This window comes from Mesoplasma corruscae, from assembly GCF_002930145.1.
GTDB lineage: Bacteria > Bacillota_I > Bacilli_A > Mycoplasmatales > Mycoplasmataceae > Entomoplasma > Entomoplasma ellychniae.
Map to the genome: position 1 here is coordinate 449674 of NZ_PHNF01000001.1, position 14075 is coordinate 463748.

The window sequence follows — 14075 nt, forward strand, 5'->3', positions numbered from 1 at the left end:
AAGATACTACAAAATAAAAAAAGATTTTATTTACTAAAATACTATCATAAAAAAAGAGTCATTACAATATGACTCAATCTTCTTCTGTATATTCAGGGTCACTTTTATTTATTTTATCATAGTATAATTTGCCATTAATATGATCCATTTCATGTTGAAAAACAATTGATCTATAATCACGCAAAGTTAATTGTATATACTTTTTAGTTATTCAATCATACCCTTCTACAACAATTTTTCAAGATCTTGGTACAATTCCTGATTTATCTTCATCAACAGAAAGACAACCTTCGCCTTCTTGTAAGCACGTAATTCTTGTTGAACTGCTAATTATAGTAGAATTAATCATTGCATATTCTTCTATTTTGCCTTCTTTTAGATTAAATCTAACGTAAAAAATATCTAAGTTTTTTCCTATTTGACATCCAGCTAAACCAACTGCTGGTCTTAAATAATCTTCTTTACCTTCGAAATTAAAATTTTCATCTTGAGAAGCAACAACAAAATCAATCAATCTTTTAACAGTCATTTCTTCTTCATTTGATAAGTTTTCAGGATCTGCAATCTTTTTACTTACACATCTAATAATTTCTTTATTTGTGTCTTTAGTTAATCAAGAATTAGAAGGAAGTTCGTCTTGTAATAAATAATTTGGTTTTTTCATATTTAGTCCTTTTAAATCAATTATATACTATCATTATTTTAATAAAATATGGTTTACTCAAAACCATAAAAAATAACTTTTAGTGTAAAATTATATATAGTAATAGAAAAATCTGAGGTATAGCATGGTAGTTTCATTCATTATTTCAAGTCAAGCTAAAGAAGAAAGATTGTTTAAAACAATTAATACTCTAAAAAGACAAACAAATGATTCATATGAATTAATAATAGTTATTGATGAATTCAATGTGGCAAAAGAATCGATTGATTTTATTAAAGATCAATTTTTAGATAATGATAAAATTTCAATCATTTTGAATTCAAAAGGACAAGGGAACGGTTTAAACTGAAATAATGGAATTAAAATAGTTAATGGTGATTATTTTTGTTTATTAAAAGAAGGTGATTTAATCGAACATAATTTTGTTGAAAAAATTCAAGAAATTACATCTTTTCAAAAAGAAAAACTTGATATTATTGAAGTTCAATTTGAAAAAAAAGAATTGATTGAAGCCGTAACCACTCCTTTACTGCCGACCAATACTCTATACCATCCATTAAAAGATAGTGTTATATTTGCATATGTAACTCAAGAAATATACGGAAAAATTTTTAGAACTAAGTTTATTAAAGACTTTAGAATCCAGTTTAAAAAATCAGTTCGTTTTGATTTATTATTTTTGTTTATGTCACTAGCACACAGTAAAACTTTTTATTTATCAGATTTAGTTTTGTTTAACCATAGAACTTCACCACCTAAGTATTCAATTTTTGATATGGCAAACCAGTGACCTCATATTTTAAACTACTATAGAAGAATTGGTATATACAAAGATTACAAAGAAGAATTAGTTTTTGCTTATCATTACAATTTATGTTATTTATATTTAAACTTAGTTAAAAAAATTGATAATGAGCTAACTTATAATAAATCACTTAAATATGTTTCAGACAAAATAAATAGAAAATTAAAAGAGTTTATTTCTACTAATATTTATCTTGATTCACAATTAGTTCCTGAGTTTAATGAAAGAATCTTAAACCTTCATTCATTTATTAAACAAGAAATGTCTAAGAAGTAAAATATGAATTCACAATTATCTAAAAACGAAAACAAAGTTTCAATAATTGATAAAAATTTATTAAAATATGAATATATTAATTATGAACTTGCTAGTTTATATAAAGTATTTTTTGCAAGGTTATTAGATTTATTAATTTCTTCTTCAATATTTTTAATATTGAGTTTGATAATGAAACAGTTTTCTCAGCAAAGTGTTTTACTTTTTTTATTTACTTTTTTTATCAGTGTTATTATTAATTTTTCATATTTTGTTTTTTTACCATATTTTTTAAAAGGTAGAACTTTTGGAAAAATTATTTTTGGTTTAAAAATAGTCAAGAATAAAAAAGATTCTAAGTTAAAATTTTCAAACATTTTATTTAGAGAAATATTTTTATTATTAGGTGAATGACTTACTTACTATTTATTGTTATTAATATTTTTAGTAATGATAAGTAAAGGAAGACAAACAAATAACATTCTATACACAAGAATTGGTATTATTATATTTTTTATCAATAATCTATTATTATTAGTATGAGTAACAGCGTTGTTGATAAACATAAAGTTTCAAAAAAATCATCAATGTAATTATGATTTAAAACATAAAATATTTATAGTTAAAAAAATAACAAACATTTCAACTTCAGAAAAAAAATTTGAGATAACTTTAAAAGAAACACCGGGTTTTTTAAAAAAAGAAAACTTAGGTGACATTTTTAAAGAAAATGAATCAATATCATTGTCTGTTGATAAAAATAAATTAAAAAGTGAAAAACAAAAAACAAAAGAGAAAAATAAAGAAATTGATACAAAGGAGTAGTAATGATAGAAAATTTATTAAATGAGCTAAATGATAAACAAAAGCTTGCAGTTACTACAATTAATAACCCTTTAAGAATAATTGCTGGTGCAGGTAGTGGTAAAACAAAAGTTATAACAAGTAAAATTGCTTATTTAATTTTGGAAAAACAAGTAGCCCCATGAAAAATATTGGCTGTAACCTTTACCAACAAAGCCGCCAATGAAATGAAAGAACGTGTTAAAAAATTAATTCCAGATATGAATTATGCACCGCAAATATCAACTTTTCACGCTTGATGTTCAAGAGTTTTAAGAGAAGAAAATGAAAATATAGACTTACCAAAAAACTTTCTAATAATTGATCAATATGATCAAATTTTAATTATTAAGAGCATAATCAAAGAATTTTTTTCAGAAAACATTAATTTAAGAAAAAATATGGAAAGAAAAATCATTTACAGAATAGCTAATTGAAAAAATGATTTACTTGAACCATACGAAGCTATGGATGAGTGCTACAGCACAACTGAAAGAGCAATAGCTGAAATATATGGTAAATATCAAGAACATTTAAAAGAAATGAAGTCAATTGATTTTAATGATTTACAAATATTAACATACAAATTATTTAATAATCATCCTGTAATTTTACAAAAATGAAAAGATAGATATGACTATGTTATGGTTGATGAATTTCAAGACACTAACGATTTACAATTTGATTTAATCAAGTTTATTACTCAAAACAAAAATAATTTAACTGTTGTTGGTGACCCTGATCAAACGATTTATTCTTGGCGTGGAGCTAAAGTTGACATCATTTTAAACTTTAATAAAACTTTTCCAAATGGTGTAAGTATTACATTAGATCAAAACTATAGATCTACACAAAATATATTAGACCTTTCTAATGATTTTATTAATAATAATAAAAATCGTGAAGCAAAAGAAATATTTACAAAAAATGGGAATGGTGAGTTGCCTGTTTTAAAAGAGTGCACCTCTAAACAAAATGAAGCTGAATTTGTTGCTCAAAAAATTAAACAACTAATAAAAGATGAAGGTTATAATTTTCAAGATTTTTATATTCTCTATAGAATGAATGCTTGATCTCAAGAGTTTGAAAAAGAACTTTATAATAATAGAATTCCTTTTCAATTAATTGGTGGTATGAGATTTAGAGATAGAAAAGTTATTAAAGATGCCAACGCATTTTTAAGAGCAATATCAACAGGAGATACAGCATCAATTGAAAGAGTGTTAAAAAGTATTCCTAAAATTGGGGATGTAACTATTGAGAAAGTTAAATCTTTAGCAGAATCAATGGGTATTAGTTTGAGTGATCTAATTTTAAAAGAAGATGTAGCATTGTTAGAAAACATTTCTAAACATTTACCAATAATAAAATCAACTTTAATTAAAGGAATTGAAATTTTTAAACAAGAAAACAGTATAAGAGCTAGTTTGCAATATATGTTAGTAGAAATTGGATATATTAAAAAATTGAAAGATACTAATAAAAATGAAGATATTGATTACATAGATGCATTGTATGATCAATTAGAAAACTTTGACAAAATTTATGATCCTAAAGATTATGAGAACACAGATAAAATAGTTTCATATTTACAAGAAGAGTCGTTGTTAAACTCAGAAATAGATGAGCTAGAAGTTAATAAAGTTACTTTATTAACAGTTCACTCTGCAAAAGGTTTAGAAAATAAAGTTGTTTTTATTGTAGGTTTAAATCAAGATATTTTCCCAGGTAGACTTTCTTCAAATTCTCAAAAAGAAATTGAAGAAGAAAGAAGAGCTTTATATGTTGCTCTAACAAGAGCAAAAGAAAGATTATTTATAACTTATGTTAAAGGTGATTTTTCATTTATTTCACAATCAGAATTATTGCCTTCAAAATTTGTAAGAGAGTTGGATGAAGACATGTATACTTTTGAAGGCAAGTTTCAAAATAAATTAAACCCTTTTATTAAAAGTAAAAATTATAATTCTAGCAATTTAAATGATAGTGTTGCAAGCAAATTTTCAAAAGGTGACATTATAGAACACATGATTTTTGGTGATGGTGTTGTTATAGAAGAAAATCAAGGAAAAATGAAAGTAGCTTTTTCTTCAGATTTTGGTATTATGCCCATTAGTGCAAGCGATGCTGCTATAACAAAAAAATAAGACATTAATATTTATTAAAAAAAGTATTTGATTTGTTATAATATAAATATTAAGAATAATAGGAGAATAAAATAACAATGACACAATTTAAAGCAATTATAATTGATAAAGTGGGTGTTCACGCAAGACCATCACAAATGATAATAGCTGAAGTTTCAAAATACAAATCTGATGGAAAAATCATTTGTCGTGATAAAGAAGGTAATTTAAAATCAATAATGAATGTACTATCAATGCAAATTAAAAACAATGATGAAATTACTGTTGTATTTACTGGAGAAGATGAGCAAGCCGCTGCAGATGGTGTTAAACAAGTTATGATTAATGCTGGTTTAATTGCTGGTTAATCAATAATAAAAAAATTGCTGTTTAAAAAAAGCAATTTTTTTATATTTAGAAAGGGGTTTATGAAGTCAATAAAAAATTATTTTAAAAATATGGATAAAACCTTAAAGTTTGAAAGCAATATTGATTCAAATTTAGAATTTAAATTCAACATCTATAGACCAAAAGTAGAAGGTGTTATTTTCACCACTTTTGTTTTAATTATTCCTTTTTTCTTGCTTTTATTAATCAGTCTTATCTTGAAACCAAACGCATACAATACTGATGAAAAAAATAATTCTATTGTAGCTTTGAGAAGTGTTTTATTACTTAGTTCACAAATATTAAGTGCTACTATTGGAGCTTACATACTTTACAAAAGAGATAATCAGTTGTTTTTAAAAACAAGTATATTTGGGGTGTTTGCTTTTATAATATTGCCTTTTGCTATAGTTATTATCATTATTTCGATTATAAACTTAATTAGTAATAATGAAATATTGACTGGATTTTCATCATTGATAATTCAAGGTGTTGTAGAAGTTGGGATTGCTTATTTAATGTTAAAAAAAGCCATCAATTTAAAACTTAGAATAAAAAAAACTTTACAAAAAAATAAAAAAGAGTTATTATTTTTAACTTTTGTCATTGGATGACTAATGTTGATAATTTCAATGCTTTCAACTTTGTTAATAACTCAAAAAACATCTAATCAAGAAAGTTTAGAAAATTTGTTGCATAATTCGTCTAAAATAGTTGTGGTATTTTATTTAATTTTATTGTTTGCTTTCACTGTTGTGATAGCACCATTTGTGGAAGAAATAGTTATTAGGGATGGAATCTTTACTGCTTGTGGTAATAAATGATTTGGTTTTGTTGTATCTTCGTTATGTTTTGCAATGATTCATGTTTTTAATGATGGAGATATACAAAATATTTGGATTTATCTTTTACCAGGAATTGTTTTATCAGCAACTTTTATTTACACAAAAGGCAATGTTACTTATACTTGACTAATTCATGCATTAAGCAATTTTATAAGTTTTATTTTAATAGTAGCGAGGCTAATATCATAATGAACAAATTTAAAGCGAATCAAAATGATAAAAATCAAACGATCTTTAAATTTTTAAAAAAGAAATACAAAGATACTCCATTATCAGTAATTTATAAATGATTAAGAGTTGGAGACATTAAGATTAATGATAAAAGAGTTAAGTTAAAAAGTTATTTGATTCAAGAAAATGATGAAATTACTGTATATGATAATAATAAGCCAACTAAAAGAGATACATTTATTAAGTTAACAAATTATAACCTAAATGTAATTTTTGAAGATCAAAATATTTTGATAGTAGAAAAACCATTTAATCTTGAAGTTCACTCACCAGTAGCTACTAGTTTAGATGATATTGTTAAAAGCTATTTAATTGATAAAAATGAATATAACCCAAGTCAAGAAAATTCTTTTGTAATTAGTCATGTACATAGATTGGATAAATTAACTGCTGGTTTGATTATCTATGCTAAAAACAAAACAGCGCATTCTTTGCTAACTCAAGCTATTCAAGAAAAAGATATGATTGAAAAATATTATAGATGTAAAATTGATATACCAGTGACAGAAACATTAATTGCTGATGGTTGAATTGAATACAATCCAGTTTTAAAAAAATCTGTTTACACTGAAAACGAAGAATTTGGATTTAAAAAATGTAAGTCTGTATTTAATGTGGTTAGTTTAGATGTTATTAATGAAACAACTGAATTAGAAGTGCAAATTTTTACAGGTAAAAAACATCAAATTAGGGCAACTTTAGAATATTATCAAGCTCCTATTTTGAATGACACAAGATATTCAGGAACGATTGTTAATGATAGAAAAATGATTTATTTGTATTCATGCAAATTAGTTTTTCAAAATATGATAAATGAATTAGAATATCTAAATGGTAAGATTATAGAAATTACACCTGCTTGATAGAAAGGTAATGTTATGGAAGAACTACATCAAGAACAAGTTTTTAGCACCGAAATTCTGAATGGTTCAAAAACATCTGCTAGATCTAGCATTTTTAGTGCTGGTGTTGGTTTGATAGTTACAATTACAAATGCTTTTTTGCAAATCTTAATGATTTATTGGATTTTAGGTGCGTTTGGTACACAATTTAATGGGTTCATAAGAGTTTCTATAGCACTATCTATTGCTGGAGGAACAAGTGAAGGTGCTCTTGGTATAACCACTGTTGTTTTAATGGCTAAACCAATTTTAGAAAAAGATTGAATTTCTGCAAATGAAGTTTATTCCACTTCAAAAAGACAATATAAAACTAAAATGTGAAAAAATTTATTTTTAGTATTAATAATTTCAATAGCTTACCCATTGTTTATAGCTTTATCTTCAACAATTGAAGCTGATGGTAAGCCTATGTGAAATATTGAGACATCAAACGGAAACTTTGTGCATGTATGACAATTAGGTTTTATTTGTTTGTTCTTTGGTTTTCGACAAGTTATATCTTCAGCTATTTTTGGTATTTATGAAAATATTTTAGAAGCTGATAAGCAAAATTATTTAAGAAGAACTATTATTTTATTTACAGACATTATTGTTTACATGAGTATATTAATCATGTTGAATTTAACCTATAACCCTTTAGGAAATGATATCAAATCTATTTATATTGCTCCTGTCATAGCTTTTTTACCAATGCTGGCATATCCTTTCATAAGAGGCTTTTTAATAAGATTTTATGTTCTTAAAAAGTACAAATGAATTAAGTTTTATTCAGATTTTAATGATTATAAGTTAATGAGAAATTCAAATAAAATGTTTTTCTCATCAATTACTTTAAATGTGCTTATGAACTTCGACATTTTTATTTTATTCATAATTTTGGGATCATCAGGTCTGAAAGTTTCATCTATGATGTCAATATATATGATTATAGCTTTGAATATTAGATTAATGATGTTGACTTTTATTACTTCATTTAGAGAATACTTTTTATTAGTCATTCTAAAAGAAGGAAGACTTTCATGAAAAAATTATGTTAATTATGAAATGTATACTTATATTATTGCTGCTTTTAATTTCATAGTAATGGCTTTGTCGACTCAATTTCTGTCATCAGGACTTTATGGTAATGTTTTAACAAACGAAACATTTGCAACTGTTGCTGAGGCTAATGCACTAAAGTTTATTTTTAGCAATAAATTATTTTCTATTTTATTTGCAGCATCAACTAGTGCTATTATTATTATTCAAGGTCAGTTTATGCTAATTGAAGCAAAAGGGACTGCAAACAGAATTGTTAAAGCTACTAATATCATTGTTTTTATATATGTTTCTTTAACAATTTTATTGCTATATCTTATTACTTTAACATCAATCATAGATACCTCAAATGATCAATGAATGATAAAAGTTATAACTGGTTTTTATATTATGAAATTATTTTTTTCAGGAATTATATATTTTACTTTATGATTCTACACATGAAAATATGTAACTTATAACTCAGGAATAAAAGGAGTTACTACCAATTTGATTTTTATGTTGACACCAATGACTATAGTTATTGTATTTATGTACACTGGGTTGGACAAAGTTGCTAAGGTTGATATTACAATAGTTGATAAGGTCGTTAAAATAGAACCAATTTCTGTAAAAACTCTTATTGCAATGTTTTCAATAGTTACATTTATGAGTTTACCATTGTGTTTTTTGTTACCCATATTATTTAAACCAAAAACAGGTATATCAATTATTTTAAATATCCCAATTGTTAAAAAACTTTTAGAAAAACAAAAAGTTTCATTAAAATTAAAAAGATTTGCACAAGTAGGTTTGGACTACCAACAACAAAGTAAGTCAAATGAAGAGTTTATTAACGAACTTTATAATAACTTGAAAGTTCAAAATGCCAAAAATGTATTTGAATTAGATGAGGAAATATCTCATTCTAATTCAAAATATCAGTTTCAAAATAATCCAAAAATTTACACTGTAAAATCTTCTAATAAGAAAAAAAATCAAAGTTAAAACAAGCAAGTCTTGTTTTTTTGTTTTTTGTTTATCAATGTTAAAAACAAATTTTGGTATAATAAAAATAGTTGAATCTTTATTCTTAAGTTTTTAATTTTAAATAAATTCAATCACATTTGAGAATTCACAAGCCTAGTGCCTTAATTTTTAATAAAAAAGGTGGTATGTGTTCGAATCATTTGGAAGTTTAACAAATATATAAAAAGGAGATAAAAAAAATATATGGATAAACAAATAACAAGAGAGCAGTTGTCTGCTGCTGGTGTACAATATGGTCACCAAACACAAAGATGAAATCCAAAAATGGCACCTTACATTTATTCATCAAAATCCAAAAATCATATTATTGATTTAGAAAAAACTATGATTCAGTTAGAATCAGCTCAAAAACTTTTAAGTAGAGTTGGTGCTAAAGGGGATAAAGTTTTATTTGTAGGTACTAGAAAATCTGCTAAATTAGCAGTTAAAGAAGCAGCTTTAAGATCTGGAAACTTTTACGTCAACCAAAGATGATTGGGTGGGACTTTAACAAACTTAAAAACAATTTTAATAAGAATTAAAGCTTTATGAAAAATTGAAGAAGAAGAAAAAAATGGGCAATTAGCTTTAAGAACTAAAAAAGAACAAATTTTAGTTCTAAAAGAAAAAGCTAAATTAGAAAAATCTTTAGGTGGAATTAAACAAATGCGTCAATTACCTGCTGTTATGGTGGTTATTGATCCTAAAAGTGATGAAATAGCTGTTAAAGAAGCTATGAAATTAAAAATACCTGTAATTGCACTATGTGATACAAATGTTGATCCAGATGCTGTAAGTTTAGCAATTCCTGGTAATGATGATTTATCAGAATCAGTAAACGTAATTGTTAATGCATTAGTTGATGCATATGCAGAAGGTGCAAAATTAAATATGCCTGAATCTGTTCTAAAAACAATTATGGTTAAACGTGAAAAACCAGACTTTTTAAATGGTGAAAAACCTCCATTCAAAAGAGAATTTAAACCAAGAACATCTGAAACACAAAAAAATTAATATCAAAGGAGATAGCAATAAATGGCTGTAAATGCACAACAAATTAAAGAATTAAGAGAAATAACACAAGCTGGAATGATGGATTGTAAAAAAGCTTTAGAAGCAACAAATGGCGTAATTGATGATGCTATTGTTTGGTTAAGAGAAAATGGTTTAGCTAAAGCTGCTAAAAAATCTGATCGTATTGCTGCTGAGGGAGTATCTCTTGCAAAAGAAAATGATAAAAATTTAGTTATTATTGAAGTAAACTCAGAAACTGATTTCGTTGCTCAAAATGAAAAATTTATTAATTTAATAAATCAAGTGGCTGATACTATTTTGACTTCAAACGCTAAATCTTTAGAAGAAGCTTTAAATACAAAAACTAAATCAGGTGAAACTGTTAAAGAAGTTTTAATTAATGCCACTGCTACAATTGGTGAAAAAATAGAATTAAGAAGGTTTTCATTAATTGAAAAACAAAGTGGATATTCAACCACTTTGTATAATCATTCAAATAAAAGAGTATCTGTTGCTTTAAAATTTAAAGGTGAATTAGATTCAAATGATGCATATAGTGTTGCAATGCATGTTGCTGCAATGTCACCTCAGTACATTAACCAAGATGAAATCCCAACATCATTTAAAGAAGCTGAATTTAGTATCATTAAAGCAGAAGCAAAAGATGATGAAAAATTAAAAAGTAAGCCTGCAAATATTTTAGAAAATATTTTAAAAGGTAAATTATCAAAAAGACTTTCAGAAATTAGTTTAGTGGATCAACAATATGTTGTTGATGAAAGTTTTAAAGTTGGCGATTTCTTGAAATCTAAACATGTTGAAATCATTGATATGGTTAGATATGAAGTTGGTGAAGGAATTGAAAAAGTTGTATCTGATTTTGCTAGCGAAGTAGCTGCACAGTTAGGAAATTAGTCTATATGCAATACTTATTAATGAATATTGTTTTACTTTTATTGAACATAATTATTTTAGGATCTTTAGGATATTATTTTTGGAGTTTTTATAAGTTAAGCTCAAGAGCAAAAAAAGTAAATTACTTAGTATTTGGAATTTTAATAACAACGTTATCAATATCTTTAATCTTATCTATTGTGGGGATTATTTTAAATAGAATTGATAATGTAAATAAAACAGCCTTGTATGTGTGGGTGGTATCTCAAATAATGACAATTATTTGCATTGTATTTTTATTTTTATTTTCACAAAGTTTATGTATAGGTTTAAATGATAAAGCTATTTTATTGTTAGGTGAACAGATTAATAATAAAGATATTATTAAGATTATAAATGATACAAATTCTCTAAAAGTTTTTGTATTTTATAAACAAGGTAAAAGAACAACTAAATGTATTAAATTTAGTACAAAAATCCTTAAACCAAGTTTTTTTGATGAAAAAATACTTGGTATTAAAGTTGAAGATGAAGATGCTAAATTATATATTAAAAATTTAAATAAAAAGTAAATAAAAAAGTTTACCTATTTTTAAATATATGGATTAACAAATTTTTATTTAATTTTAAAGGGACTGTTATGAAAAAAAGTTGAAAAATTACAGTGGTTTTTGTTATTTTTATAGGACTGTTATTTAATGTCATAACAATAAATCACAATAAAGAAGTCAATAAAATTAAAACTGATAAAAGGGTTGTCATGTTGACTTTTGATGATGGTCCCTCATCTTATGCAGATAATAAAATTATGGATATTTTAGATCATTTTGATGTTAAAGTTACTTTTTTCATGACTGGAATCAATTTACAAAAATATAAAAGCGACATTGGAATAAAAAAAGTCGTTGATAGAATGATTAAAAGTGGTCATTCTTTAGGAAATCACTCGTACTTTCATAATAAATACATTAATTATCAAAAAATATTAATAAATGAATTAGATGCTGTTAATCTAATGATTCAAAATATATACTTAGAAAATGGTATCAAAATAGATAAAAAAGATATCCCTATTAGAATGCCATATTTACAATATTATAAAGGCTTAGGTTATGTTATTCAAAGAATAAAAAATCCTTTTTGAATAAGAGGATATTTAGGAACAGATTATCTTGAACAAGTTACAGGTAAAGACAAAATATTAAATCAATATGTCAAACATCTAAAAAAAGGTCAAATATTTGTTGCACACTCCAAAGATTATGCAAAAGTTTGATTACCAGAATTAATACAAAATTTAAAAGCAAAAAAATATAATTTTGCTAACTTTACTCAAAATGAAAGATTTCACTATTCTAATTACGGAAAGTTGGTTTTTTAAAATGGCATATTCATGAATAGAAATTTTACAACTTATTGTTGCTTTTGTAATTGTAATCACAAGTTATTGCATAATTGGTTTTTTTATTTATAAAAAAATAAGACATAAATATAGTGTTTTAAAATTAGTATTAAACACAGCGTTATTATTTTTTTCAACTATATTATTGATATATACTTTGTTAATTATGAATATTTTGTATAATAATTGAGCTGTTGCAAATTACCTTACTTTATTTTTTGAAGTTGTTTGTAGCATACTGATAGTAATTATATTTTCATATAAAACTGCTAAATAAAAGATAAAGTATTCAATCACGAATACTTTTTTTATAACTTTTTTGGGTATAATAAATAAGATGAAAAGAAGGTGTTTAAATGAAATATAAATATAATACAGTCTTACTTAAATTAAGTGGAGAAGCCTTAAAAAGCGAAACCGAAATTTATAACAAAGAACAATTAGTTGGTATTGCTAAACAAATTGTTGAATTAGCAAAGAACGGTTTAAAACTAGGAATTGTTATTGGTGGGGGTAATATTTGACGAGGTAATCTTGGTAAAGATATTGATATGCCCCAAATAAATGCAGATTATATGGGAATGTTAGCAACTGTTATGAACGGATTAGCTTTAGAATCTACAATTAAAGGATTAGGATATGAAAAAGTTAATGTATACTCATCTTTGCCAATTGAAACTGTAACTGATGATTACAATTTTAAAAGAGCTAGATTAAGTATGAATGAAGGTTATATTTCAATTTTTGTTGGTGGAACTGGATTTTCATATTTTTCAACTGACACTAATTCTGTTATTAGAGCAATTGAAATTAAAGCTGATGTTGTAATGATGGCTAAAAATGGTGTAAAAGGTGTTTATGATTCAGACCCTAAAATAAATCCGAAAGCTAAATTTTATAGTGAATTAAAGTACTCAGAAATTTCAGAAAAAAAATTAAGAGTTATGGATTTAACTGCATCAACGTTAGCTCAAGATGCAAACATTCCTATTGAAGTGTTTGATATGCAAGGATATGATAATATAATTAAAGTATTAGAAGGTAAGTTGGAATCAACTATTATTAAAGGATAAAAAAATGCAAGAATTAATTAACAAAACTGAGCAGTCAATGAAAGAAACTATTTCGAATTGACAAACCCATATTAAAACAATTAGATCTGGTAGAGCAAATGCTTCAATTTTAGATAGAGTAATGGTTAACTATTATGGAAGTTTGACACCAATAGCTCAAACAGCTGCAATAACAACTCCAGAACCTCAAATGATTCTTATTAAGCCTTGGGATAAATCATTACTTCACGAAATTGCTGCAGCAATTGTTAAAGCTGATTTAAAATTAAATCCCAATGAAGATGGTGACGTAATTAGAATCAATATACCCCCACTTACTGAGGAAATAAGAAAAGACATTGTTAAAAGTTTAAATAAAGAGTTAGAAAATTTCAAAATTAGAATTAGAAATATTAGAAGAGATGCTATTGATACAGCAAAGAAAAATAAAGATATTAGTGAAGACCTTGTAAGGGATTTCGAGAAAGATATTCAAGTTGTTACAGACAAATTTATAAAACAACTTGAAGGCATTTCAAAAGACAAAGAAAAAGACATAATGTCTTTATAAAAACAAGCAAACATTTGTTTTACAAATGTTTTTTGCTT

At 25.2% G+C, this 14075-nt stretch carries 15 protein-coding genes; 14 read left to right on the top strand and 1 reads right to left on the bottom strand.

Translation table 4 applies throughout. From position 1 onward, the window contains the following. Nucleotides 1–61 precede the first annotated feature (61 nt). Nucleotides 62–664 (bottom strand): peptide deformylase, encoded by a 603-nt coding sequence (gene def / locus MCORR_RS02065; RefSeq protein ID WP_104207932.1) that lies wholly within the window; start codon nt 662–664, stop codon nt 62–64. A 124-nt stretch (nt 665–788) separates the two neighbouring features. Here def and MCORR_RS02070 point away from each other — a divergent pair, with 124 nt between their 5' ends. The 14 genes from MCORR_RS02070 to frr all read left to right on the top strand — a co-directional run bounded on the left by MCORR_RS02070 (nt 789) and on the right by frr (nt 14037). Then, nucleotides 789–1745: a glycosyltransferase gene (locus MCORR_RS02070; RefSeq protein WP_104207933.1), complete on the top strand. Its 957-nt coding sequence runs from the start codon at nt 789–791 to the stop codon at nt 1743–1745. Between the two features lie 3 nt (nt 1746–1748). After that, on the top strand, nt 1749–2549 hold the full coding sequence (locus MCORR_RS02075) for an RDD family protein (protein ID WP_104207934.1): 801 nt from the start codon (nt 1749–1751) through the stop codon (nt 2547–2549). Between the two features lie 2 nt (nt 2550–2551). Then, nucleotides 2552–4714 carry an ATP-dependent helicase gene (locus MCORR_RS02080; protein WP_181021204.1) on the top strand — a complete coding sequence of 721 codons (2163 nt, stop codon included), beginning with the start codon at nt 2552–2554 and terminating at the stop codon, nt 4712–4714. A gap of 77 nt (nt 4715–4791) precedes the next feature. Then, complete coding sequence (locus MCORR_RS02085; protein WP_104205783.1) at nt 4792–5061, top strand: HPr family phosphocarrier protein; 270 nt, start codon at nt 4792–4794, stop codon at nt 5059–5061. 60 nt (nt 5062–5121) lie between these two features. After that, a complete protein-coding gene (locus MCORR_RS02090) occupies nt 5122–6114 on the top strand; it encodes a CPBP family intramembrane glutamic endopeptidase (RefSeq protein WP_104207935.1) in 993 nt (330 codons plus the stop codon). Next, on the top strand, nt 6114–7022 hold the full coding sequence (locus MCORR_RS02095) for a pseudouridine synthase (RefSeq protein ID WP_104207936.1): 909 nt from the start codon (nt 6114–6116) through the stop codon (nt 7020–7022). Before MCORR_RS02090 ends, MCORR_RS02095 begins: the two co-directional genes overlap by 1 nt. 12 nt (nt 7023–7034) lie before the next feature. After that, nucleotides 7035–9083, top strand: a complete 2049-nt coding sequence (locus MCORR_RS02100; RefSeq protein ID WP_104207937.1) for a hypothetical protein — start codon at nt 7035–7037, stop codon at nt 9081–9083. Between the two features lie 225 nt (nt 9084–9308). Further along, on the top strand, nt 9309–10118 hold the full coding sequence (gene rpsB, locus MCORR_RS02105) for a 30S ribosomal protein S2 (protein WP_104207938.1): 810 nt from the start codon (nt 9309–9311) through the stop codon (nt 10116–10118). 21 nt (nt 10119–10139) lie between these two features. Continuing rightward, complete coding sequence (tsf, locus tag MCORR_RS02110; protein WP_104207939.1) at nt 10140–11033, top strand: translation elongation factor Ts; 894 nt, start codon at nt 10140–10142, stop codon at nt 11031–11033. Between the two features lie 5 nt (nt 11034–11038). Continuing rightward, nucleotides 11039–11584, top strand: a complete 546-nt coding sequence (locus MCORR_RS02115; protein ID WP_104207940.1) for a hypothetical protein — start codon at nt 11039–11041, stop codon at nt 11582–11584. Nucleotides 11585–11652: 68 nt separating this feature from the next. Beyond that, nucleotides 11653–12393, top strand: coding sequence for a polysaccharide deacetylase family protein (locus MCORR_RS02120; protein ID WP_104207941.1), 741 nt, complete (start codon nt 11653–11655; stop codon nt 12391–12393). Between the two features lies 1 nt (nt 12394). Beyond that, entirely contained in the window at nt 12395–12691 is a 297-nt protein-coding gene (locus tag MCORR_RS02125) for a hypothetical protein (RefSeq protein WP_104207942.1), read from the top strand. 79 nt (nt 12692–12770) lie between these two features. Next, on the top strand, nt 12771–13487 hold the full coding sequence (gene pyrH / locus MCORR_RS02130; RefSeq protein WP_104207943.1) for a UMP kinase: 717 nt from the start codon (nt 12771–12773) through the stop codon (nt 13485–13487). A 4-nt stretch (nt 13488–13491) separates the two neighbouring features. Beyond that, nucleotides 13492–14037: a ribosome recycling factor gene (frr, locus tag MCORR_RS02135; RefSeq protein ID WP_104207944.1), complete on the top strand. Its 546-nt coding sequence runs from the start codon at nt 13492–13494 to the stop codon at nt 14035–14037. Nucleotides 14038–14075: the final 38 nt, after the last annotated feature.